Origin of the sequence: Pseudomonas reinekei (assembly GCF_001945365.1) — a bacterium.
Lineage (GTDB): Bacteria > Pseudomonadota > Gammaproteobacteria > Pseudomonadales > Pseudomonadaceae > Aquipseudomonas > Aquipseudomonas reinekei.
Map to the genome: position 1 here is coordinate 178,735 of NZ_MSTQ01000008.1, position 23,907 is coordinate 202,641.

The window sequence follows — 23,907 nt, forward strand, 5'->3', positions numbered from 1 at the left end:
TCAAATACGAGGCGAAGATTGGAGTTTAGAGGAAGAGTCCCGGACCCGGGCGACTTCCTTCGGGGAATCTGACGCCCACTTTGCCAATCTTGTTCCCGTCCATGACCGCAACGGTCCAGATGGTGTTGTTCCATTCCACCTGGTCGCCGACCACAGGGGCACCCCCCACTTTCTGAGCAATGAACCTGGCCAGGGACATTTCCGGGTCGATGCCTTCGACCTTCAGCCCGTACAGGGCAGCAACCGCGGCCAGCTGGGCATCTCCTTCGAGTACGAAGTCGCCGAAGAAGCGCAAATCGAGGCCCCGTTGCGGCGCCTGACTGAAGAGTTTTCCGAGGGCTGCAAGGTTGTGTTCATGGCCGATTACACACAGTAAATCATCGACTTCCAGCACTGTACTACCCGACGGATGGAGCAGTTGCTGGCCACGAAACAGGGCCGCGATACGGGTGCCTTCGGGCATTTTCAGTTCGCGCAGGGGGGAACCGATGCACCATTTTTCAGCGCCGAGGCGATAAACGAACAGCTCCCACTCGCTGGTGACGTGCACTTCCAGCGCTGATCGTGAGATCGGTGCGGGATCCGGGGGCACGGTTACTTTCAACAGTTTGGCGACCCACGGCAGGCTTGTGCCCTGGACCAGCAGCGACACCAGCACGATAAAGAAGGCCAGGTTGAAGTACAGCTGGGCATTGGGGAGGCCGGCCATCAGCGGGAAGACCGCCAGAATGATCGGCACCGCGCCGCGCAGGCCGACCCAGGAAATGAATGCCTTTTCACGGCCATGGAACGCCTTGAACGGCAACAGGCCAACCACCACCGACAGTGGCCGGGCGAACAGAATCATCCACAGCGCCAACGCAAGGGCCGGCAGGGCAATCGGCAGTAAGTCGTGGGGCGTGACCAGCAGCCCCAGCACCAGGAACATGCCGATCTGTGCCAGCCAGGCCATGCCGTCGAGCATGTGCAGAATGCCGTGGCGGCTGCGCACCGGGCGGTTGCCGATCACCAGGCCGCACAGGTACACCGCGAGGAAGCCGCTGCCGTGCAGAGCGTTGGTCAGGGCAAACACCACCAGGCCACCGGCGATGACCAGGATCGGGTACAGGCCGGTGGCCAGATTGATCCGGTTGACCAGTTGCAGCATCAGCCAGCCGCCGCCCAGACCAATCACGCCACCGATGCCGAACTCGCGCAGCAGGTGGGTCAGCAGGCTCCAGTGCAGGCCGGTCTGGCCACTGGCGAGCATGTCGATCAGCGTGACGGTGAGAAACACCGCCATCGGGTCGTTGCTGCCGGATTCGATTTCCAGGCTGGCGGTCACCCGCTCGTTAAGGCCTTTGCCACCCAACAAAGAGAAAACCGCAGCGGCGTCTGTAGAGCCGACGATGGCGCCGATCAGCAAACCTTGAATCATATTGAGGTCGAACAGCCACGCAGCGGCCATGCCGGTCAACCCGGTGGTAATCAACACCCCGACTGTGGCCAGCGACAACGCTGGCCATAACGCCACGCGGAAACTCGACACCCGGGTGCGCAGACCGCCGTCGAGCAGGATCACCGCCAACGCGAGGTTGCCGACCAGATAGGCCGTCGGGTAGTTATCGAAAATGATGCCGCCGCCGTCGACGCCGGCCGCCATGCCCACGGCCAGGATGATCACCAGAATCGGGATGCCGAGGCGCGACGAAAGTGAGCTCACCAGAATGCTTGCACCTACCAGCAACGCGCCGATCAAGAACAGGCTGTTGATGGTGGTCGCATTCAAAGGCAGTACTCCAGAAACTCAAAAGACGGGCACAAACTGACCATGCAGTCCGCGTGCCAGCGATTCTAACCTGTTGAAATGTGATGCTGTCAAAAAGCTTTTTGGTGACGTTATCGAGTCATGCTCGATCCCTGTGGCGAGGGAGCTTGCTCCCGTCAGGTCGCGTAGCGACCCTCGGAGTCGTTGCAAATTGATTTTGCAAGGCCGATTGCGACGGCTGCGCAGTCGAGCGGGAGCAAGCTCCCTCGCCACAGGGGGTGTGGGGTCCCGTTACAGGCTGAACCGTCCAACCATGGTGTTCAGGTCCACTGCCAATCGCGACAACTCATTGCTCGCGGCACTGGTCTGATTGGCGCCGGTGGCCGATTGCACCGACAGGTCGCGGATGTTCACCAGGTTGCGGTCCACTTCCCGGGCCACTTGCGCCTGCTCTTCGGCGGCGCTGGCGATCACCAGGTTGCGTTCGTTGATCTCGACAATCGCGCTGTTGATCGTGTCCAGCGACATTCCGGCGCCGCGGGCGATGTTCAGGGTCGACTCGGCGCGCTCGGTACTGTTGCGCATCGAATCCACGGCGTGTTCGGTGCCGCTCTGGATGCTGCCGATCATGCGTTCGATCTCGCTGGTCGACTGCTGGGTGCGGTGGGCCAGTGCCCGCACTTCGTCCGCAACCACGGCAAAACCACGACCGGCCTCACCGGCACGAGCCGCTTCGATGGCGGCGTTCAGGGCCAGCAGGTTGGTCTGGTCGGCCAGGCCGCGGATTACGTCCAGCACCTTGCCGATGTCACGGGACTCGTTGGCCAGGTCGCCGATCAGGGTCGCGGTGCTCTGCACATCGGCGCTCATGCGTTCGATGGCGCTGACGGTTTCCTGCACCAGATCACGGCCATCGCCGGCGGACGTGGTGGCGTTCTTCGAGGCTTCGGACGTGCTCACCGCGTTGCGCGCGACTTCTTCCACGGCACTGGTCATTTCATTGACCGCAGTGGCGGCCTGTTCGATTTCGTTGTTCTGCTGGGTCAGGCCGCGTGCACTTTCGTCGGTGACGCTGTTGAGCTCTTCCGCAGCCGACGCCAGTTGCGTGGCCGAGCCGGAAATCCGTTGCAGGGTGTCGCGCAACTTGTCCTGCATCTTCGACATCGCCAGCAACAGGCGACCGGCCTCGTCCTGGCCATCGACGGTGATCGGGCGCGTCAGGTTGCCTTCGGCGATCTGCTCGGCGGCGTCCAGGGCGTTGGCGATGGGTTTGGTGATGCTGTTGGTCAGCAACCAGGCGAACAGGATGGTCAGGCCGGTGGCGATGACCAGTAGGGTGATCACCAGATTGAAGGCCGATTCGTATTGGTCGGCAGCTTGCTGGTTGGTGTCGAGGGTCTGCTGGGTGTTGATCTCCAGCAGCTTGCTCAGCACCCCATTGACGGCTTCGGAGTTACTCAGCAGATCGGCGTTGAGCAGGCTGCGCAGTTCGTCGACCTGATTGTTGCGCGACAGGGTCTTCATCCGGTCTTCGATCTGACGGTACTGCCCGAGCAACTGCACGTATTGATCGTAGGTCGCACGTTCCTGCGGGCTGCTGATCAGCTTTTCGTAGGTGGCCTGGGCGGTGCGGATCTGCTGGTTGCGCATCTCCAGCAGCTCCATGGTTTTCTGCTGCACGTCTGGCTCGCGGTTCACCAGCAAACGGTAAGACAACACGCGCAAACGCAGGGTCAATTGGGTGAATTCGTCCAGGCTCTTGATGCTCGGCACGCTGGTGACGGTGATGTCTTCGGCAGCGTCGCGGATCTTGCTCATCTGGTTCAGGGCAAACACGCCCAGCAGCATCATCAAACCGCCAATCAGGGCAAAACCGAGGAACGCTCGCGGCGCGATATTCATATTTCGAAGGGACATGGTGTTTACCGGGATGAGCGCACCTGAGGGGTGCCGAGGCTGACGTATGGATGACTTATCGGTCATACGACTAAAGTCTTGAGCCCCTGCGCGGTTTTGCCGCACAAACGCCACGGCGACGAAGTGCAGGAACCAGATCGGCCAATCACAGTCTCTACAGTTCGCGAGAAAGGTCAGTCGCCAGGAAAATCAAGGCCTTGCGCCCGTATAACCCTGGCGTCCACCGTAACTTTTCTTTATCGTACGCGCCCTTTGAAAATGCCTGGAAAATCAAAATGTTGGAAGCATCCCTAAGCCAATTGGAACAGCTGGTCAGCGACCTGGTACAACAGAACCAGACCCTGCTCGGCACCAACCAGACCCTGAGCGCCGAACTGGCCCAGGCCAAGGATGAAAACGAAAGCCTGCAACTGAGCCTGATGGAACAGGAAGAGAAACAAGGCGCCACCGCTGCACGCATTCAAGCCCTGGTTGAGCGCGTCAGCGCCGGTCCCGTCAGCGCATGAGTTACGGCCCGGGTGTGAAAGTCGTCTCGATCCTGGGAGAGGACTACTCGATCAAGGCCCCGGAAGGGGAAGAGCAAACCCTGCTGGACGCTGCATTAATGTTGAAAGCTGCCCTGGCCGACACCAAAAGAAAGTACCCGACGTTGATCGGTGACCGCCTGCTGGTCCTGGCCGCGATGAATCTGTGCTCCCAGCAGATCGAAATGCAGAAGCAACACAAGCTCGAACTCGACCGTTACCAAGAGCAAGTCAGCGCCACGGTTGAAGTGATCTCCAAGACGATCAATCAGGCCTGATCGGCTTTGCGCACAACCAAAGAATAAATTGTCGGTTTAGTTGTATACAATCGGCACGGCTGTTGCAGTGTTTCAGCCCTTTATTCTTTGGGGGTGCTCCATGCAGTTCTGGCGACGCAGTATTCAGTGGCAGTTGATCCTGAGCATGGGCACCGCCCTGCTGCTCAGTATCCTGATCGTGGTTGGCATTTATACCCTCGTGGTCAACCGCCTCGCCCAGAGCTATCTGGTCGGACAAGCACTGCCGTCGAGCATCGAAGCGATGCGCAATGACATTGAACGCATCCTCGTTCAACCGCTCACCGCCGCCAGGGACATCGCCAGCAACAGCATGGTGCGCGACTGGCTGGCCGAGGGTGAAAACAGTGCCCAGACCGCTATGTTCACCGCTTATCTCGAAGGCATCCGCGCCGAGCACAACGCCTTTACCGCGCTGATCGTCGGCACTGCGTCCAATCATTACTTCACCGAAAAAGGCCTGGGCCGCACCCTCAGTCGCTCCAACCCCAAGGACGCCTGGTTCTACTCGTTCCTCGACAGCAAACAGCCGCGCACCCTCAATATCGATACCGACACAGCCACCGGAGAATTGGCGCTGTTCATCGACCTCAAGGTCGAACAGGCCGGCAAAGTCGTGGGCGTTGCCGGTCTTGGCCTGAGCATGAAAGAGCTGTCGGAGCTGATCCACAATTTCAGCTTCGGCGAGCGCGGCAAGGTCTATCTCGTGCGTTCCGACGGTTTGATACAGGTCCATCCCGAAGCGCAATTCAGCGGTAAACGCAACTTGGCCGAGCAAATCGGCGCAGATACCGCACAAGCGGTCATGGGGCAAAAAACTGCCACCAGCAGCGGCTTCCAGCGCGACGGAGAAGATTTCCTCGCCTTGAGCCTGCCATTGCGCGATCTAGGCTGGACGCTGGTGGCCGAAGTGCCACAGTCGCAGATTTACGCCGAAGCCCGCCGCGCCATGTGGATGAGCAGCGGGATCGGCCTGGCGGTGGCGCTGGTGTGCCTGTTGCTGGTGGTGTTGCTGGCCCGTGGGTTGGTGCGACCGATTCGTCAGGTAACAGCGGCACTGGTTGCCATTGGTAGCGGTGGTGGAGATTTGACCCAAAGGTTAGATTCCAGCCGTGCCGATGAGCTGGGCGACCTGGCCCGTGGGTTCAATCGGTTCCTGGATAGCCAGCGCGACATGATTGGTGAAGTGCTGACCACCAGCGAGCAACTGCGCACCGCTGTCGGCCAGGTTGCACGGGTTGTGGATAACACTGCTGAACGCTCTGGTCGGCAGCAGGAAATGACTGACATGGTTGCCACCGCTGTTCACGAGATGGGCCTGACCGTTCAGGAAATCGCCCAGAACGCCGGCAACGCAGCATTCGCGTCGCAAACCGCTCGGGATGAGGCGATGCAGGCGCGGGAAGTGGTGGGTGGCTCGATCCGGCATATCGAGAGCATGTCCGCCGAAATCGGCGTTGCCGCCACTGCGGTAGGGGAGCTGGCCCATCAGGTTGCATCCATCGACCAAGTGTTGGCAGTGATTCGCGGGATTTCCGAACAAACCAACCTGTTGGCGCTCAACGCCGCCATCGAAGCCGCGCGGGCCGGTGACATGGGGCGCGGGTTTGCGGTGGTTGCTGATGAAGTGCGCACCTTGGCGCGGCGCACGCAATCGTCCACCGACGAGATTCAGCAGATGATCGGCAGCCTCAAGCAGGGTGCGGAAAATGCTGTGTCATCGATGCATTCCGGGCAAGCAGCGACTGGGACCGGCGTCGAATCGAGCCAGCGGACCGGGGCTTCGTTGACGGCGATTACCGGACAGGTCGAGCGCATCAGCGACATGAACCATCAGGTGGCGACGGCGACGGAAGAGCAGTCGGCGGTGACCGAAGAGATCAACCGCAACGTGCAGGGGATTTCCGATTTGGCCCGGGCGACGGCGGGGGAGGTCAGGGCTTGCCGTGAGGATTGCCAGACGTTACAGCGGTTGGCGGATGATTTGGCGCGGCAGATGGGTGGCTTCAAGCTGAAGTGATGTGCTGGCTGTGCTGACGCCATCGCGGGCAAGCCCGCTCCCACAGGTTTTTTTGTTGTTCACCAATGTGGTAGTCAACTTCAAACCTGTGGGAGCTGGCTTGCCAGCGATTGGATTTCAAAGGCTACACAAGGCCGGGATCAGAACCACTCATCCTGCATGCCCAGGCACACATCATCCCGAGCCTCAAGAATCGCCAGTTCATGATGGCAAGCCGGCACTTCCCACGTCAGGAAGTAGCGCGCCGCTTGCAGCTTGCCTTTATAGAAGCTCACATCCGCCGCGTTGCCCTTGGCCAGTCCTTCCTCGGCGCGGATCGCCTGTTCCAGCCAGCGCCAGCCAATCACCGTATGCCCGAACACCTTCAGGTACAGCGCCGAGTTCGCCAGGCTGCTGTTGACCTTGCCTTGGGCCAGATCGGTCAGCAGGCCGATGGTCACGGTTTGCAGGCGGGCCACCAGTTTTTCCAGCGGCTCGCGCAGGGCGGTCAGTGAGTCATGGGCCTGTGCGCGTTCGGCGGTGTCGGCGATCAGGCGGATCAGTTGCTTGAGTCCGGCACCACCGTTCTGTGCCAGTTTTCGCCCCAGCAAGTCCAGCGACTGGATACCGTGGGTGCCCTCGTGGATCGGGTTCAAGCGGTTGTCGCGGTAATACTGCTCAACCGGGTACTCACGGGTGTAGCCGTGGCCGCCAAGAATCTGGATCGCCAGTTCGTTGGCCTTCAGGCAGAACTCCGACGGCCAGGATTTGACGATCGGCGTCAGCAAATCCAGCAGCTCATGGGCCTGCTTGCGTTCGGCTTCGGTCGCAAGCGTGGTGGTGTCATCGAACAGCCGCGCCGCGTACAGGCCGAGGTCGAACGAGCCTTCGACGTAGGCCTTTTGCGTCAGCAGCATGCGTTTCACGTCAGCGTGCTGAATGATCGCTACCGGTGCGGTGTTCGGGTCCTTGCTGTCCGGCACGCGACCCTGCGGACGTTCGCGGGCGTACTCCAGCGAGTACAGGTATCCGGCGTAGCCGAGCATCACCGCGCCCATGCCGACGCCAATCCGCGCTTCGTTCATCATCTGGAACATGTAGCTCAGGCCATGGTGAGGTTTGCCCACCAGATAGCCGACACACTCCCCGTTATCGCCGAAGTTCAGCGCGGTGGAGGTGGTGCCGCGCCAGCCCATCTTGTGGAACAAGCCTGCCAGCAACACGTCATTGCGCTGGCCCAGGCTGCCGTCATCGTTGACCAGAAACTTCGGCACGATGAACAGCGAAATCCCCTTCACCCCGGCCGGCGCGTCCGGCAGCTTGGCCAGCACCATGTGCACGATGTTTTCCGACAGCGGGTGATCGCCACCGGAAATGAAGATCTTGTTGCCCTTGAGCCGATAGGTGCCGTCAGACGCAGGCTCGGCGCGGGTACGAATATCCGACAGCGATGAACCCGCATGGGGTTCGGTCAGGGCCATGGTGCCGAAGAATCGGCCGTCGATCATCGGTTGCAGGAAGCGGCGCTTCTGCTCTTCGGTGCCGAAGCTTTCGATCAGGTTCGCCGCGCCCATGGTCAGGAACGGATAAGACGTGGAGGCAGCGTTGGCCGACTGGAAATGCGCGAAGCAGGCCTGGGACAGCAGCGTAGGAAGTTGCATGCCGCCAGCGTCGAAACTGCGTGCGGCGTTGAGGAACCCGGCTTCGAGGAACGCGTCCACCGCCGGTTTCACTTCCGGAATCAGAATGGCCTGACCATCCTCATAGCGGGGTTCGTTCTCGTCGCCCTTGCGGTTATGCGGGGCGAAGAACTTCTCGGCGATGGTGCGGGCAGTGCCAATGGCCGCATCGAAGGTTTCGCGGTTGTGCTCGGCGAAACGCTCACGCTGGGTCAGGCCCTCGGCATCAAGGACTTCATACAGCTCGAAAGCCAGATTGCGGGAACTGAGCAACGTCTCGGACATGGCGGCCTACCTTTTATTGGGATGGGCCGAGTCTAGGCGCGGGAATAAAAGCTGAACAGGATGATTGATGAGCGTGATGGTGGGGCAGAGCGGTGACTTTACAAGCGCCACAAAACACTGTGGGAGCGAGCCTGCTCGCGAAAGCGGTGGGTCAGCAACATTAATGTCGACTGACACTCCTTCTTCGCGAGCAGGCTCGCTCCCACAGGGGTATTGCGTACCAGGTAGCCATTGCGGCTACCCGGCTCATCGGTTTTAGCCGATCGTCATCAAGCTGGCATTACCACCCGCCGCAGCCGTGTTAACGCTCAATGCGCGCTCAATCACCAGGCGCTCCAGCGCAATGTTGGTTTCACCTTGCGACAGGCCCTGCACGCCAACGATGGCGCCGGCACGCTTGGCAATCTGCTGGCACACCGCGCGCAACTGATCGGAATGGCCGTGATGCAGAACCGCATCGAACACCACTTCGTCCTTGTTCCAGTCGGAAACCAGCTTGATGCGCGCCTGAACGTCCTTCGGCAAGCGTGCGAGCAAAGCCTTGGTCAGGTCGGCTTCCGGCCATACCGCCGAACCGCCGACAGCCAATACCGCAGCCAGTTGCGTCAGCAGGTCGCCTTCGACTTCCGCCAGGCACAGCACGTGTTCGCGCGGCAGGATCGCATAGCTGTTGCGCTCGCCGGTCGGGCCGGCCAGAACGCGGGTGATCCCGCTTTGCGATTGTGCGGCGAATTGCACGCACAGGGCGCTCAGGTCGGCGGACTTGTGGTTGTCGGCCCAGGCTTTCAGGGCGGTCAGCGGTTGGCTCATGGCGTCACGCAGGCGAACGTCCGGTGCTGCGATGGCATCACCGCGAGCGAAGGATTGTTCGATCGCGTCGGTAGGACGCGTCGACAGCAGGCGGTACAGGTACAGCGGACCACCGGCTTTCGGGCCAGTACCCGACAAGCCTTCGCCGCCGAAAGGTTGCACGCCGACCACGGCACCCACGATGTTGCGGTTCACATAGACGTTACCGGCATTGACGTTGTCGATCACCTTGGCGATGGTCTCGTCGATGCGGGTGTGCACGCCCAGGGTCAGGCCGTAGCCGGAAGCATTGATCTGAGCGATCAGTTGGTCGATGTCCTTGCGCTTGTAGCGAACCACGTGCAGCACCGGGCCGAAAATTTCACGTTGCAGTTCGTCGAAGCTTTCCAGTTCGATCAGGGTCGGCATCACGAAGGTACCGCGTTTGACTTCTTCAGCGTCGGCGATAGCCACCTGGTACACGCTGCGACCTTTGTCGCGCATGGCCTGGATGTGCTTCTCGATGCCAGCCTTGGCTTCGGCGTCGATCACCGGGCCGATGTCCACGGACAGGCGCTCAGGATTGCCGAGACGGCTTTCAGCCATGGCACCTTTGAGCATTTCGATGACGCGTTCGGCGGAATCTTCCTGCAAGCACAGGACGCGCAATGCCGAGCAACGCTGGCCGGCGCTGTCGAAGGCCGACGAAACCACGTCGATCACCACTTGTTCGGTCAGGGCCGAGGAGTCGACGATCATTGCGTTCTGGCCACCGGTTTCGGCGATCAGCGGGATCGGGCGACCCTGATTGTCCAGACGGCCGGCGATGTTGCGTTGCAGCAAGCGAGCGACTTCGGTGGAGCCGGTGAACATCACGCCTTTGACGCGATCATCACCCACCAGGCCCGCACCGACGGTTTCGCCACGGCCCGGCAGCAGTTGCAGCACGCCTTCCGGGATGCCGGCTTCGAGCAGCAGGCGCACGGCCTGAGCCGCGACCAGCGGAGTCTGCTCGGCGGGTTTGGCCAGTACCGGGTTACCGGCGGCCAATGCAGCAGCCACTTGACCACTGAAGATCGCCAGCGGGAAGTTCCACGGGCTGATGCACACCACAGGGCCCAGCGGACGGTGAGCGTCGTTGGTGAAGTCGTTGCGTGCCTGCACCGCGTAGTAACGCAGGAAATCCACGGCTTCGCGCACTTCGGCGATGGCGTTGGCGAAGGTCTTGCCCGCTTCGCGAGCCAGCAGGCCCATCAGCGGCTGGATCTCGGCTTCCATCAGGTCGGCGGCGCGTTCCAGAATCGCGGCGCGCTCGGCGGGCGGAGTGGCCTGCCAGATCGGTGCGGCGTTGAGGGCGCACTGGATCGCGTTGTCGACGTCTTCGACGGTGGCTTCCTGCACATGACCGACCACATCACGCAGATCGGACGGGTTCAGCACCGGCGCCGGCGCTTCGTTGCTGGAAGCGCAACCGAGCATCGGCGCGGCTTTCCAGTGGTTGTGCGCGGTCGCCAGCAGGGCGCAGGACAGGGAAGCCAGACGATGTTCGTTGGCCATGTCGATGCCGCTGGAGTTGGCGCGTTCGGAACCGTACAGGTCACGCGGCAGCGGAATACGCGGGTGCGGCAGGCCGAAGCCACCTTCCACGGTCGCCATCTGCTCGATGCTGGCTACCGGATCGGCTACCAGTTCCTGGATGGAGATCGACTGATCGGCGATACGGTTAACGAACGAGGTGTTCGCGCCGTTTTCCAGCAGACGACGAACCAGGTAGGCCAGCAGGGTTTCGTGGGTGCCGACCGGAGCGTACACGCGGCACGGACGGTTCAGCTTGCCTTCGGAAACTTTACCTACAACTTGCTCGTACAGCGGTTCACCCATGCCGTGCAGGCACTGGAACTCGTACTGGCCCGGGTAATAGTTCTGACCGGCGATGTGATAAATGGCCGACAGGGTGTGGGCGTTGTGCGTGGCGAACTGCGGGTAGATGACTTCCGGTACCGACAGCAGTTTGCGTGCGCAGGCGATGTAGGAAACGTCGGTGTACACCTTGCGGGTGTAGACCGGATAGCCTTCCAGGCCTTCGACCTGGGCGCGCTTGATTTCGCTGTCCCAGTACGCGCCTTTCACCAGGCGGATCATCAGGCGATGACGGCTGCGGCGAGCCAGGTCGATCACATAGTCGATCACGTACGGGCAACGCTTCTGGTAAGCCTGGATCACGAAGCCGATGCCGTTCCAGCCGGTCAGTTGCGGCTCGAAGCACAGGCGCTCAAGCAGGTCCAGCGACAGCTCGAGGCGGTCGGCTTCTTCGGCGTCGATGTTCAGGCCGATGTCGTATTGCTTGGCCAACAGGGTCAGCGACAGCAGGCGCGGGTACAGCTCATCCATCACGCGCTCGTACTGGGCGCGGCTATAGCGCGGGTGCAGGGCGGAGAGCTTGATGGAAATACCCGGGCCTTCATAAATCCCGCGACCGTGGGACGCTTTGCCGATCGAGTGGATCGCTTGTTCGTACGAGGCCAGGTACTTCTGCGCGTCGTGTTCGGTCAGCGCAGCTTCGCCGAGCATGTCGTAGGAGTAGCGGAAACCCTTGGCTTCGAACTTGCTCGCATTGGCCAGGGCTTCGGCGATGGTTTCACCGGTGACGAACTGCTCGCCCATCAGGCGCATGGCCATGTCGACGCCCTTGCGGATCATCGGCTCGCCGCTCTTGCCGATGATGCGGCTCAGGGACGACGTCAAACCGGCTTCATTGTGCGTGGACACCAGTTTGCCGGTCAGCAGCAGGCCCCAGGTCGCCGCATTGACGAACAGCGAAGGACTGTTGCCCAAGTGCGGCTGCCAATTGCCGGTGCTGATCTTGTCGCGGATCAGCGCGTCACGAGTGCCTTTGTCCGGGATACGCAGCAGCGCTTCGGCCAGGCACATCAGCGCCACGCCTTCCTGGGACGACAGGGAGAATTCCTGCAGCAGGCCCTGAACGATGCCGGCACGGCCGCCAGCGCTCTTCTGGTTGCGCAGTTTTTCCGCGATGGATGCGGCCAGTTTATTGGTGGCTTCGGCCATCGGGGCCGGCAGGCGCGCCTGCTCGATCAGCATCGGCACGACTTCCGGCTCCGGGCGACGGTAAGCGGCGGTGATCGAAGCACGCAGGACCGATTGCGGCAGGATGCTTTCGGCGAATTCGAGGAAGCACTGGTGGGCATGATCCAGAGGCGCATCGACGGCGTCGTCGGAATCCTTGGTCAAACCGTTCAGCTCGGTCAGGGTTGCACCACCCTCGAGTTTTTCCAGGTAATTGAAAATTGCCTGCTTGATCAGCCAGTGCGGCGTGCGATCAATCGAGGTCGCGGCGGCCTTGAGGCGTTCGCGGGTCGGGTCGTCAAGTTTGACGCCAAGGGTGGTGGTAGCCATGTTTTTATCCTCATATTTGCCACGACCGCGTGGCATCAGCTGGCGGCAAGATTAGCCGCGCGACCGAAGAGGTGCAACCGGGTGCAACCCTTTTTTTGTCGGAATAATACGCAGCTCGTCAGGAAATAATTTCTGGTACGCCAGTGCTGCATTCACTTGGTGCTTTTTGGTTTGGTCGGCGGTGATTCTTGCTCCGAAAAGGAGCAAAAACGGCCTTTGGAATTATATTTCCGACTGGGTGCAACTTATTTGGACGAAATGGGTTGCACCTTATTTGCTTTGTTGAATAGCATTCGCGCCCAAGGTGCAACCGTCGAAGAGACCGGTGTACCGGCTGATGGCTTTCCTGGGGAAACATCAGTCATAAATGCGCGGGATCCGGATCGTCTGTCAAACGTCACCGTTTGCGAGCGGTTCACCAGCCGCCGCTACATAAAAACAAAGCCAGGGCGTCACATAATGAGCGTAAGCAATCCAACACTGATCACGTTCGTGATCTATATCGCAGCAATGGTGCTGATCGGCCTGATGGCCTATCGCTCCACCAACAACCTTTCTGACTACATTCTGGGCGGCCGTAGCCTGGGCAGCGTCGTGACTGCACTGTCTGCCGGTGCTTCCGACATGAGCGGCTGGTTGTTGATGGGCCTGCCGGGCGCCATCTACATGTCCGGTCTGTCTGAAAGCTGGATCGCCATCGGCCTGGTGATCGGTGCTTATCTGAACTGGCTGTTTGTCGCCGGTCGTCTGCGCGTGCAAACCGAGCACAACGGTGATGCCCTGACCCTGCCGGATTACTTCGCCAGCCGCTTTGAAGACAAAAGCGGTCTGCTGCGCATTATCTCTGCGGTCGTGATCCTGGTGTTCTTCACCATCTACTGCGCCTCTGGCATCGTGGCCGGTGCCCGTCTGTTCGAAAGCACCTTCGGCATGTCTTACGAGACAGCGCTGTGGGCCGGTGCTGCGGCGACGATTGCCTACACCTTTATCGGTGGTTTCCTGGCAGTGAGCTGGACCGACACCGTACAAGCCACCCTGATGATTTTTGCGCTGTTGCTGACGCCGATCATCGTCCTGCTGGCGACCGGTGGCGTCGACACCACGTTCCTGGCCATCGAAGCGCAAGATCCAAGCAACTTCGACATGCTCAAGGGCACGACCTTCATCGGCATCATCTCGCTGATGGGCTGGGGCCTGGGCTACTTCGGTCAACCGCACATCCTGGCGCGTTTCATGGCTGCCGATTCGGTTAAGTCGATCGCCAAGGCCCGTCGTATTTCCATGGCCTGGATGATCCTGTGCCTGGGCGGCACCGTTGCCGTTGGTTTCTTCGGTATCGCTTACTTCTCGGCGCACCCGGAAGTGGCCGGTCCTGTGACTGAAAACCACGAGCGTGTTTTCATCGAACTGGCCAAGATCCTGTTCAACCCATGGGTAGCCGGTGTCCTGCTGTCGGCCATTCTGGCTGCCGTGATGAGTACCCTGAGCTGCCAGTTGCTGGTGTGCTCGAGCGCCCTGACCGAAGACTTCTACAAAACCTTCCTGCGCAAGTCCGCTTCCCAGGTTGAACTGGTCTGGGTCGGTCGCGCCATGGTGCTGCTGGTTGCCCTGATTGCTATCGCGCTGGCGGCCAACCCGGAAAACCGTGTGCTGGGCCTGGTGAGCTACGCCTGGGCCGGTTTCGGTGCTGCATTCGGTCCGGTCGTGCTGATCTCCGTGATCTGGAAAGACATGACCCGCAACGGCGCACTGGCCGGTATCCTGGTCGGCGCGATCACCGTGATCGTCTGGAAACACTTCGAACTGCTGGGCCTGTACGAAATCATCCCGGGTTTCATCTTCGCCAGCCTGGCAATCTACATCGTCAGCAAAATGGGCGCGCCGACTGCCGGCATGCTGCAGCGTTTCGCTGCTGCCGAGAAGGATTTCCGCCTGAACAAGTAATTGGCACGAGCGAAAGCGCTGAGCTGATGGCTTGAATAAAAACGGCCCGCTTCCTTTGGAGGCGGGCCGTTTTTTTGTGCCTTCGAAACTCACAATCCCACAGGGTTTGGTGGTTCTGCAAAGTTGTCTGTAGTCGGATTAACCGTTTTTTGAGGGGCGATGCTTCAGTGGCGGTAGGGCAAATCTGAATTTCCTGCCTCTTGATCAGGGCGCCTTGATGCTCATGCAGAATCGACCGCTTTCATTCTGCAGAGACACATCGGATGTTCGCTTCTGCTAATCAACCACGCTTCGTGCTGACCGTCGACGGCGCCCACAGTGAACTCAAAGTGCTTGAGTTCTCAGGCAAGGAGGCCATCAGCCAGCCCTACCGTTTTGACGTCGAACTGGTCAGCGAGCGACCGGACATCGATCTCGAAAGCCTGCTGCACCGCCAGGCGTTTCTCAGTTTTGATGCGCAGGGTAACGGTGTTCATGGTCAGATTTTTCGCGTTGGCCAGGGCGACTCCGGCAGGCGTCTGACCCGTTATCAGATCAGTCTGGTACCGCGCCTGACCTACCTCGGGCAGCGCATCAACCAGCGGGTGTTTCAGCACCAAAGTGTGCCGGCCATCATCACCCGGATCTTCAAGGACCACGGCATCCTGGGTGATGCCTTTGCCTTTCAGCTCGGCGGCGATTACCCCGAGCGCGAGTACTGCGTGCAATACGCGGAAAGTGACCTGGCATTCATCCAGCGGCTGTGCGCCGAGCAGGGGATACACTATCACTTCCACCACAGCAGCGATGGGCACCTGTTGGTGTTCGGCGATGACCAGACCGTTTTTCCGCGTTTGCCTGGCCCGACACCCTACCGACCAGGCAGTGGCATGGCGGTAGATGAAACGGTGATCAGTTGGTTCAACGTTCGCCTGGAAACCCGCCCCACCGTGGTGACACGCCGCGATTACGACTTCCATCAACCCCGTCTCGAGCTGGAAAGCCGTCTCGACAGCGAGCAATGGCCGGTGTTGGAAGACTACGGTTTTCCGGGGCGATTCAATGATCGTGACGTTGGCCGGCACCTGGCTCAACGGGCGTTGGAACGCCATCGTGCGGATTACCGTCTGGCACAAGGCCGCAGTGAGCAATCGGCCTTGCTCAGCGGGCATTTCCTGCAACTTGCCGAGCATCCCCGGCAGGAATGGAACAACCTGTGGCTGCTCACTGAAATTGAACACCATGGCCGACAGCCGCAAGTGCTTGAAGAGTCGGCGGGGAGCAACAGTGCGGACGGTTTTCAGGGCTATCGCAACAGCTTTCTGGCAACGCCGTGGGATGTCATTTACCGACCGCAGTTAATCGCCAAGCCTCAAGTTGCCGGGTATCAAGCCGCCGTGGTCAGCGGTCCGAAAGACAGTGAAATCCATTGCGACGAGTTCGGCAGGGTCAAGGTCCGCTTGATGTGGGACCGCCATGGTCAACTGGATGAACATTCCAGTTGCTGGCTGCGCGTGGCCAGCGGTTGGGCGCACGATAGCTATGGCAGTGTGTTGATCCCGCGTGTCGGCATGGAAGTGTTGGTGGGGTTTGTTGATGGCGATGCCGACAAGCCGCTGGTGATGGGTTGCCTGCCCAACGCCGTGAACCCGGTGCCGCTGAATCTACCGGCCGACAAGACCCGCAGCATTTTCCGTTCGCGCAGCAGTCCCGGGGGCAGCGGCTACAACGAAATGCGCATCGAGGACCGCAAAGGGGCCGAGGAAATCTACTTGCGCGCCCAGCGCAACTGGAATCAGGACGTGCTGGGGGACATGCATGTTCAGGTCGGCAACCAGCGCAGCGTACTCGTCGGCAGCGCCGAAGGGCTTGCCTCAATAGACCGCCTTCACGTTCACGGCGACCGCCATGTCCGCGTCAGCAACCAATCGCTCAGCGCGAGCGGGAAAGTGCATGTCAGTGCCGGCCAGATGGTCGTTATCAACGGCGGTGACAACACCACGATCCAATCGGGCGGGCACTGGATCAACATTGGCCCGGCGGGGATTTTCAGCAGCGTGCCCATTGAAGTTGGGGGCGCGCCGATGTCGGCATCAGACGCTTCGACCGTTCAAAGAACACTTGAAACACTCAGCCCAGCACAAGTTTTGAGCCTGAAAAGCGCCGCGCCGTTCTGTGAGGTTTGTGCGCGTTGCAAGGAGGGTTTCTGTGCCGCCTGAATCGTTGTCACCTCACCTTTGGCTTGAGCGCCAACCGCTCAAGCCTGGGGAACAGTTGTTTGCCGTTTTCAGTAACACCAGCTCCGCTGAACCCTTCAAGGCCTGGCAACGCTACGGCCCGGCTCAGGCTCCGTGTCCTATCTGGGCGAATACCGTTTACGCCGAGTGGGAGTCGGTCATGCCCTATGTCGCGGTTGTCGATCCCGGCAGTGAGTTTATGGCGTGGGCCGCCTGCACCGAGTCGCGCGATTGGGGTTGGCTGGCAGTTTCTTCTGCAAGTCCGGCGGCGCTGATCGAGCATTTGTGCAGTCTGACGCAAGTGTTGATGCCCAATGGTAGTTCGGCGTTCTTTCGGTTCTGGGACGGGCGATTTCTGTTGCCGATTCTGCAGTCTGCCGAAATCGATGCAGCGGAATTGATGCCGCTGATCGAGCGCTGCCTGGTCAATGGTCAGCCGCTGGAAATTGGCGGTGGCTCGCTGAAAGCCTCCAGGGATTTTCCTTGGTGGGAAGTCCCCGAAGCGCTGCTGCGAGTGCTCGCTGCTGAGTCTGCAGCACCGTTGATCAACAATCTGCTGAAGTGGTTGAGCGAGGACCGCCCGGATTTGTTCGACGCGTTTTCCGAGGCTGTTTTGCACCACAAAATCGCGGTGTTTCTGCAAACCCCAGGCCTGCCTGACGCATCCAGGACGGCGTTGGTGGATTACCTGTTTGCAGAGCTGAATTGATGGACTGCATCGCCCGCATTGAGCTCGAGCTCGACAGCTTCCCGCCCGAAACACGCCTGTCCGTTCTACTACCACCTCGACCACCTCGGCACCCCGCAGGAACTGACCGACTACAGCGGGGAGATCGTCTGGTCGGCGAGGTACACCGGCTACGGCAAAGTCAGCCAAATCACCCACGGCGGCGGTGAACAGCTTGAGCAGCCGCTGCGTTTCCAGGGCCAGTACTTCGACGCCGAAAGCGGGCTGCACTACAACCGCCATCGCTATTACCACCCGGATACCGGGCGCTACCTGACGCCGGATCCGGTGAAGCTGGCGGGTGGGTTGAACGCGTATCGGTACACGCCGAATCCGACGGGGTGGGTGGATCCGTTGGGGTTGAGCGGGAATTGTCCGGGAGGCGATGGTTGCAAGAGCCCGTCAATGGAGGATCAGGAGCCCTCGAAAAAGACAGTGGCAATTGAAGGAGAACCTCAAATTCCAAGTGCGGGGTATCACAAAGAGGTTTTTGCAGACAAACCAGTCAAACCACAGGAGGCGACCAGTAAATGGGAAGAGTTTTTGGGTGAAGGACCATATACAAACAAACACCCTCGGACGAGTACCCCGGATCCTGACCGCCTGGTTTCAGCTGATGGGACCAGAAGCATCCGCTATGGGGCTCATGAAATGGGTGGCAACCCGAGTAAGCACCATTACCACGAGGAAAGGTGGATGCTTGAATTGAAAGGGAATGTTATGAACGTAGAAAATACCGTTGTACGTGTTCCATTGGCGAAGAAAAAACAATGAAAGTGACTATAGATAATGTGGCTCACATTGCTGAAGAGATCCTTGTGACATTTTCTACTGACATTGGTAAAGCAGCCGCCATTTGGAATGGTGTGCAACCGAAAATAGGTGAAATTCATGATGTTGAGCTGGAAATCGAACAAAGCGTTTTTTGGGGGAGAAGTGCGCATCGGGCATCAAATGACGACTGCTTCATTGGTTTCGTGGATGGCTTGATAAAATTGACGGGGAATATGGTCTCAGTCGATGCAGAAGGAATGATGGCTTTTGAGGTGGCTGGTTCAGTGATCCTTGTTGAGATAATTGGGTTTGCGGGAAACATTCCGATGGTTGTTGATTTATATGTTGAAAGAGTCGATTTTTTTCCAACTGGTATTTGAGCAAAACATCCTGACGGATGTACGAAATTTCCGGGCAAAGCCTTCGGAAGTTTCCTTCAAAACGTAGCGGCTTTCATGAGCTGGTGCAGCGCAGAACTCATCGATAGTCTTTTGCCTGTCACTGAAGTTGAGTGGCAGGGTGTGGAAGCCTTCTATAGTTAGGTGCATCAGTTTTACCATTCGGCGTCTTTTACGCCTGTGTTTTATGGTGGCTGTGCGCGGGGCGCTTTCGAGTGCGCCGGGTGCCTAACGTCCCGGTCTTCCACACCCTCGTACGGCCGCCACCTATTGCGTGGAAGCGAAGGGTAACGGCTCCAGTCCATACGTTAGGAAGTAAAAAAATGACAAAACTTCATCCCGATCCACCCTACGAAAAACCGATCCCCCATCCCGAAAACCGTTTCATGGCCCTCACCAGCAATTGCGACGACATGCCGACCCTGTTCGTCGACACTCACGCGCCGCTCGACGTTTTTGTACGACGCTGCCAGCTACCGCATTCAAGCCGTCACCCAAGTGCTTGAGAACCTTTCCATGCGTGGCTCAATCGAGTGTGAGTCGTTCATCCTCAGCGACTTTGCCTTGCTCTGCGCCATTCCGTTGCGCGATGGCTGTGATGTGCTGGATGTGCTCGGACGGCGGTTGCGGGCGCGACCTTCGCCTTAAAGTTGCACGGCTTTTGTGGCGAGGGAGCTTGCTCCCGTCCGGCTGCGCAGCAGTCGTAAACTTGGGATTAAGGTGTGTCAGGCGGTTCCGGTTTGCAGGCTTGGGGCCGCTTCGCAGCCCACCGGGAGCAAGCTCCCTCGCCACAGGTTTTATGTCCGGCTGGCCAAACGTGCCCAGCCGCTCAGCCGTGAACCCCTGACTTGCCGGCCGGTAAAAGGTAAACTTCCCGGCCTTCGCAGGAGCAGCCATGAATTATCGTCACGCCTTCCATGCCGGCAATCACGCCGATGTGTTCAAACACCTGACCTTGACCCGCCTCATCGCCCTGATGTCGCGCAAGGAGCAGCCGTTTGCCTATCTCGATACTCACGCCGGTATTGGTCTGTATGACCTGCAGGGTGATCAGGCCAGCCGTACCGGTGAGTATCTGGAAGGCATCGCGCGTTTGTGGGATCAGCCGGATCTGCCGATCCTGACCGCGGACTACATGCAGGTGCTGCACGAGATGAACCCGGATGGGCAATTGCGCTATTACCCGGGTTCTCCGGAATTGGCGCGGCGCCTGACGCGTAAGCAGGACCGCGTGTTGCTCAATGAAAAGCATCCGGAAGACGGCCTGCTGCTCAAGGACAACATGGCCGGTGATCGTCGCGTGAAGGTGCACCTGGGCGAAGGTTGGCATGTGTCGCGTGCCTTGCTGCCGGTGCCGGAGAAGCGTGCGGTGATGTTGATCGACCCGCCGTTCGAAAAACTCGACGAAATGCAGCGTTGCGCGGCGTCTCTGAAAGAGGCGATTGGCCGCATGCGTCAAACCGTGGCGGCGATCTGGTATCCGGTAAAGGATCAGCGCGCCTTGCGTCGTTTCTATCAGGACCTGGCCGGCACCGGCGCCCCGAAGTTGTTGCGTGTGGAGTTGCTGGTGCATCCGCTGGATACGCCGAACACCCTGAATGGCTCCGGGCTGGCAATCGCCAATCCGCCGTGGGGTCTGGAAGAAGAATTGCGTGAGCTGCTGCCGTGGTTGTCCCAGAAGCTGGGACAGACTCAGGGTGGGTGGCAGATGGATTGGTTGATTGCCGAATAACATATGGTGAGGGAGCAAGCTCCCTCACCACAGAGGTAATGCTGAATCAGATCGGGCAGGTCACGCCTGTACCGCCAATACCGCAATAACCTTCCGGATTCTTGGCCAGGTATTGCTGGTGATACGCCTCGGCGTAGTAGAAGGTCGGGGCTTCGTCGATTTCGGTGGTGATGATGCCCTTGCCGGCCTTGGTCAGTTCAACCTGGAACACCTGCGCGCTCTTCTTCGCCGCTTCCAGTTGTTCCGGTTTTGTGGCGTAGATCACCGAACGATACTGGGTGCCAATATCGTTGCCCTGGCGCATGCCTTGCGTCGGGTTGTGCAGTTCCCAGAACATCTTCAACAGCTCTTCGTAGCTGACTTTCTCCGGCTCATAAACCACCAGTACTACCTCGGTGTGGCCGGTCAGGCCCGAGCAGACTTCTTCGTAGGTCGGGTTGGGTGTGTAGCCGCCGGCGTAGCCCACCGCGGTGCTGTACACGCCTTCACGTTGCCAGAAGCGGCGTTCCGCGCCCCAGAAGCAGCCCAGGCCGAAGATGGCGAATTCGACGTTGCCGGGGAACGGGCCGAGCAATGGGTTTTTGTTGACGAAATGTTCGTCCGGAACCTTGATCGGGGTTTCGCGGCCAGGCAGAGCTTGTTCTTTGGTAGGGAGCACGTTTTTGTTCACCAGAATTTCCGAGCGCAGAACCATCATCAGTCCTCTCAGTCGTTGGAATGTTTAGGGATGCAGTTTGCCCGAGTGTTGGCTCGCTGTCAGGCGATTGGGCCACGGGGGTAGCGCTTGAGCTTTTCAATCAGCTCGGCGCCGGGGATCGGCTGGTCGAACAGGTAGCCCTGGCCTACGTCACAGCGGTGGCGACGCAGGAACGCCAGTTGTGCTGCCGTCTCGATGCCTTCCGCCACGACTTTGAGCTTCAGGTTGTGCGCCATGGCGATCACCGCGGAGGTGATTTCCATGTCGTCCTGATTGTCCGGGATTTCGTGGATGAAGCTTCGATCGATCTTGATGATGTCGATGGGGAATTTTTTCAGGTAACTGAGCGACGAGTAACCGGTACCGAAGTCGTCCATCGCCAGGGTCAGGCCCAGGCGCTTGAGTTGGTCGAGTTGCAAGTGGGTGTCTTCGGTGGCTTCAAGCAGCAAGCCTTCGGTCAGTTCCAGTTCCAGCAGGTGCGCCGGCAGTGCTTCTTCCTTGAGGATATTGGCGATGGAGGCCACCAGGTCCGGGTCGGAAAACTGCTTGGGTGACAGGTTGATCGCTACCTGAAGATCGCCCAGTCCGGCGGCGCTCAGCGTTTTGCTCATGCGGCAGGCCTGACGGGCGATCCATTTGCCGATCGGGATGATCAGGCCGGTTTCTTCCGCGACGCTGATGAACTGGTCCGGGCGGATCATGCCTTTTTCCGGATGGTCCCAGCGCAGCAGCGCTTCCATGCCCAGCAGGCGACCGCTGCGCAGGCACAGCTTGGGCTGATAGAACACGTCCAGCTCGTTCTGGGTCAAGGCGCGACGCAGGTTGTTCTCGACGAACAGCTTGTAACTGGCTTCGGCGTTCAAGGCTTCGGTGAATACCTGCACCTGATGCTTGCCGTTGGCCTTGGCCTTGTGCAGCGCCAACCCGGCGTTACGCATCAGGGTCTGCGGATCGCGACCGTGCAGCGGGGCGCAGGCCAGGCCGACGGAGCCGGTCACGCTGATCAACTGATTGTCGACGAACATCGGTTTGTCGAGGGTCGTCAACAATTGGCTGGCGATCTGCTGGCCGGTTTCAAGATTGGTGTTGTCCAGCAGCACGGCAAACTCGTTGCTGGCGAACCGCGCCAGGCTGCCGCTCGGGCTGAGGCTGTTGCGCAAGCGCCGGGCCAGGCTGATCAGCAGCTTGTCGCCGGTTTGGTGGCCTAGGCTGTCGTTGATCCGCTTGAAGTTGTCGATGTCTACCAGTAGCAGGCTGATGGGCGCATCGCTGTCGCGGGCGAAGCGCTCGTCGAGGTTGCGGATGAACGCCGGACGGTTACCGAGGTTGGTCAGGTTGTCGGTGTAGGCCAGGCGTTCGATGCGTTGCTGAGCGAGCTTGGTCTGGGTGATGTCTTCGTAAATGCCGATGTAGTGGGTCAGCTCGCGGTTGTCGCCGTAAACCTTGGAGATCGACAGCTGGCCCCAGTAGGGTTCGAGGTTTTTGCGGCGGCTTTTGAATTCACCCTGCCAGCTGTTGCTCTTGGCCAGTGCTGACGGCGCGTCGAACAACAGTTCGCTGAGGTTTTCCAGGGCTGGCAGTTCCGACAGGCGTTGGCCGTGGACTTCTTCGGTGCTGTACTGGGTGATCGCGGTAAAGCTCGGGTTGACGTACTCCACCACGCCGTCGCAGTTGACCAGCAAAAAGGCGTTGGCGCTTTGTTCCACCGCGCGCTGGAACAAGTGCAGGGCGCTGGTGGCGGTGCGTCGGTTGTGATTGTTGATGACCTGGGCGAACTGATCCGCCAGTTCGCCGGCGAACGCGATTTCATCCGACTGCCAGGCGCGGGTTGCACCGGTTTGCTCCAGGCACAATACGCCGACCACTTGGCCGTCGACGCGGATACTGGCGTCGAGCATCGCGTTGACATCGCGCGGGCGCAGGCTCTCGGCCATTTCCCGGGTGCGCGGGTCGCGCATCGCGTTGTGCGCGTCGATGGCGCGGCCGGTGTGCAAAGCGTCGAGATAGTCGGGGAACACGCTGACGTCGATCGGTTCCGGCAGCAGGTATTCCTGGGTTGAACGGTGATAGGCCGAGATCGGCACCAGCTGCGAGCCTTCCAGGTGCCACAGGCTGGCGCAGTCGATTTCGTAAATGTCGCAGGCACTGCGAGTGATCAGTTCGGCAGCTTCTTGCAGGGAGTTGTTGCTGCTGTAGCGCTGGCGGGTCAGCAGCAGGATCAGGTCCTGCTGGGCGCGGACGCGGTCCAGGTGCAGCAGTTGTTCCTGTTGTGCACGCTGGTTGAGCTCCAGGGCGATCTGCAGGCGCGAGTTCTGGCTTTCCAGGTCAAGGGCCGGCAGCAATGGGTCATCATCGAACAGGCCGTCGATCACCAACAGGTAACCACGCAGCAGGTGTCGATTGTGTTGTTTGTAGGCTTCACCCAGCTCCAGCAGGCTCAGGGAGCCTGAAGCCGTGTGCAGGGTATAGCGGATCAGGTAATGGGTGCTTTCGCTCAGTTGCTGCTGGACGGCGTCATGCAGCTGATAGCGTGCCTCCGGTTCCATCAGGCTGGCGTAGGGCGAGCCGACTAGAGCGCAGAGCTCCACGGCCGGCAGGCCGAACTGGCGTTCGCAATTGGGATCAAGAAACAGCAGCGCCCAGCTAGGTTCATTCAGCCGTTCGAAACGCAGCATGCCGAGCCGCGAGGGCACAGGCAACTGCGTCACTACCTCGGCCACCATACGGCTGGCGGCATCGGGTTGGCTCTTCATATGGAGGGAAACT

The 23,907-nt window shown here is 59.8% G+C and carries 14 protein-coding genes and 3 pseudogenes; 10 read left to right on the forward strand and 7 right to left on the reverse strand.

The genetic code is table 11. The features are described 5' to 3' along the window. Positions 1–25: 25 nt before the first annotated feature. The 3 genes and pseudogenes from BVK86_RS15620 to BVK86_RS30550 all read right to left on the reverse strand — a co-directional run. On the reverse strand, positions 26–1,768 hold the full coding sequence (locus BVK86_RS15620) for a potassium/proton antiporter (protein ID WP_075947275.1): 1,743 nt from the start codon (positions 1,766–1,768) through the stop codon (positions 26–28). Between the two features lie 270 nt (positions 1,769–2,038). Beyond that, positions 2,039–2,911, reverse strand: coding sequence for a methyl-accepting chemotaxis protein (locus BVK86_RS30545; protein WP_371927684.1), 873 nt, complete (start codon positions 2,909–2,911; stop codon positions 2,039–2,041). Then, positions 2,894–3,730, reverse strand: a pseudogene (locus BVK86_RS30550) (MCP four helix bundle domain-containing protein); the annotation flags it as partial. The gene BVK86_RS30545 and the pseudogene BVK86_RS30550, both read right to left, overlap by 18 nt. A gap of 209 nt (positions 3,731–3,939) precedes the next feature. Here BVK86_RS30550 and BVK86_RS15630 point away from each other — a divergent pair. The 3 genes from BVK86_RS15630 (at position 3,940) to BVK86_RS15640 (ending at position 6,504) form a co-directional block, all read left to right on the forward strand. Further along, the gene (locus BVK86_RS15630; RefSeq protein ID WP_008149645.1) at positions 3,940–4,170 is read left to right on the forward strand and encodes a hypothetical protein; all 231 of its coding nucleotides are present in this window, start codon (positions 3,940–3,942) and stop codon (positions 4,168–4,170) included. Next, positions 4,167–4,466, forward strand: coding sequence for a cell division protein ZapA (locus BVK86_RS15635; RefSeq protein WP_075947277.1), 300 nt, complete (start codon positions 4,167–4,169; stop codon positions 4,464–4,466). The genes BVK86_RS15630 and BVK86_RS15635 overlap by 4 nt, the downstream gene beginning before the upstream one ends. A 100-nt stretch (positions 4,467–4,566) precedes the next feature. After that, positions 4,567–6,504: a methyl-accepting chemotaxis protein gene (locus BVK86_RS15640; RefSeq protein WP_075947278.1), complete on the forward strand. Its 1,938-nt coding sequence runs from the start codon at positions 4,567–4,569 to the stop codon at positions 6,502–6,504. Positions 6,505–6,644: 140 nt separating this feature from the next. Here BVK86_RS15640 and BVK86_RS15645 read toward each other — a convergent pair whose 3' ends face one another. Both BVK86_RS15645 and putA read right to left on the reverse strand, forming a co-directional pair. Next, positions 6,645–8,447, reverse strand: a complete 1,803-nt coding sequence (locus BVK86_RS15645; RefSeq protein WP_075947279.1) for an acyl-CoA dehydrogenase — start codon at positions 8,445–8,447, stop codon at positions 6,645–6,647. A gap of 255 nt (positions 8,448–8,702) precedes the next feature. Then, positions 8,703–12,653: a trifunctional transcriptional regulator/proline dehydrogenase/L-glutamate gamma-semialdehyde dehydrogenase gene (gene putA / locus BVK86_RS15650; RefSeq protein WP_075947280.1), complete on the reverse strand. Its 3,951-nt coding sequence runs from the start codon at positions 12,651–12,653 to the stop codon at positions 8,703–8,705. A gap of 459 nt (positions 12,654–13,112) precedes the next feature. Between putA and putP the strand changes: the two genes are divergently transcribed. The 7 genes and pseudogenes from putP (at position 13,113) to BVK86_RS15685 (ending at position 20,444) form a co-directional block, all read left to right on the forward strand. Then, positions 13,113–14,597: a sodium/proline symporter PutP gene (gene putP, locus BVK86_RS15655; protein WP_075947281.1), complete on the forward strand. Its 1,485-nt coding sequence runs from the start codon at positions 13,113–13,115 to the stop codon at positions 14,595–14,597. Positions 14,598–14,860: 263 nt separating this feature from the next. After that, positions 14,861–16,795, forward strand: a complete 1,935-nt coding sequence (locus BVK86_RS15660; protein ID WP_075947282.1) for a type VI secretion system Vgr family protein — start codon at positions 14,861–14,863, stop codon at positions 16,793–16,795. Further along, positions 16,785–17,522, forward strand: a complete 738-nt coding sequence (locus BVK86_RS15665) for a DUF4123 domain-containing protein (RefSeq protein WP_075947283.1) — start codon at positions 16,785–16,787, stop codon at positions 17,520–17,522. The genes BVK86_RS15660 and BVK86_RS15665 overlap by 11 nt, the downstream gene beginning before the upstream one ends. A 45-nt stretch (positions 17,523–17,567) precedes the next feature. Further along, a pseudogene (locus BVK86_RS30165) lies at positions 17,568–17,919 on the forward strand (RHS repeat-associated core domain-containing protein); the annotation flags it as partial. A 391-nt stretch (positions 17,920–18,310) separates the two neighbouring features. Next, complete coding sequence (locus BVK86_RS15675; protein WP_075947284.1) at positions 18,311–18,694, forward strand: hypothetical protein; 384 nt, start codon at positions 18,311–18,313, stop codon at positions 18,692–18,694. Positions 18,695–19,035: 341 nt separating this feature from the next. Beyond that, positions 19,036–19,360, forward strand: a pseudogene (locus BVK86_RS15680) (hypothetical protein). A 247-nt stretch (positions 19,361–19,607) separates the two neighbouring features. Further along, positions 19,608–20,444 carry a 23S rRNA (adenine(2030)-N(6))-methyltransferase RlmJ gene (locus BVK86_RS15685; protein WP_075947285.1) on the forward strand — a complete coding sequence of 279 codons (837 nt, stop codon included), beginning with the start codon at positions 19,608–19,610 and terminating at the stop codon, positions 20,442–20,444. Positions 20,445–20,490: 46 nt separating this feature from the next. On the opposite strand, the gene msrA is transcribed toward BVK86_RS15685, so the two are convergent. Further along, positions 20,491–21,138, reverse strand: a complete 648-nt coding sequence (gene msrA / locus BVK86_RS15690) for a peptide-methionine (S)-S-oxide reductase MsrA (RefSeq protein WP_075947336.1) — start codon at positions 21,136–21,138, stop codon at positions 20,491–20,493. Positions 21,139–21,200: 62 nt separating this feature from the next. Continuing rightward, a complete protein-coding gene (locus BVK86_RS15695; RefSeq protein WP_075947286.1) occupies positions 21,201–23,894 on the reverse strand; it encodes a sensor domain-containing phosphodiesterase in 2,694 nt (897 codons plus the stop codon). Positions 23,895–23,907: the final 13 nt, after the last annotated feature.

Coding starts and splice junctions, on each gene's coding strand:
- BVK86_RS15695 (WP_075947286.1), bottom strand. CDS start 23,894: ATGAAGAGCCAACCCGATGCCGCCAGCCGTATGGTGGCCGAGGTAGTG.
- msrA (WP_075947336.1), bottom strand. CDS start 21,138: ATGGTTCTGCGCTCGGAAATTCTGGTGAACAAAAACGTGCTCCCTACC.
- BVK86_RS15675 (WP_075947284.1), top strand. CDS start 18,311: ATGAAAGTGACTATAGATAATGTGGCTCACATTGCTGAAGAGATCCTT.
- putA (WP_075947280.1), bottom strand. CDS start 12,653: ATGGCTACCACCACCCTTGGCGTCAAACTTGACGACCCGACCCGCGAA.
- BVK86_RS15685 (WP_075947285.1), top strand. CDS start 19,608: ATGAATTATCGTCACGCCTTCCATGCCGGCAATCACGCCGATGTGTTC.
- BVK86_RS15640 (WP_075947278.1), top strand. CDS start 4,567: ATGCAGTTCTGGCGACGCAGTATTCAGTGGCAGTTGATCCTGAGCATG.
- BVK86_RS15645 (WP_075947279.1), bottom strand. CDS start 8,447: ATGTCCGAGACGTTGCTCAGTTCCCGCAATCTGGCTTTCGAGCTGTAT.
- putP (WP_075947281.1), top strand. CDS start 13,113: ATGAGCGTAAGCAATCCAACACTGATCACGTTCGTGATCTATATCGCA.
- BVK86_RS15630 (WP_008149645.1), top strand. CDS start 3,940: ATGTTGGAAGCATCCCTAAGCCAATTGGAACAGCTGGTCAGCGACCTG.
- BVK86_RS15660 (WP_075947282.1), top strand. CDS start 14,861: ATGTTCGCTTCTGCTAATCAACCACGCTTCGTGCTGACCGTCGACGGC.
- BVK86_RS15635 (WP_075947277.1), top strand. CDS start 4,167: ATGAGTTACGGCCCGGGTGTGAAAGTCGTCTCGATCCTGGGAGAGGAC.
- BVK86_RS30545 (WP_371927684.1), bottom strand. CDS start 2,911: ATGTCGAAGATGCAGGACAAGTTGCGCGACACCCTGCAACGGATTTCC.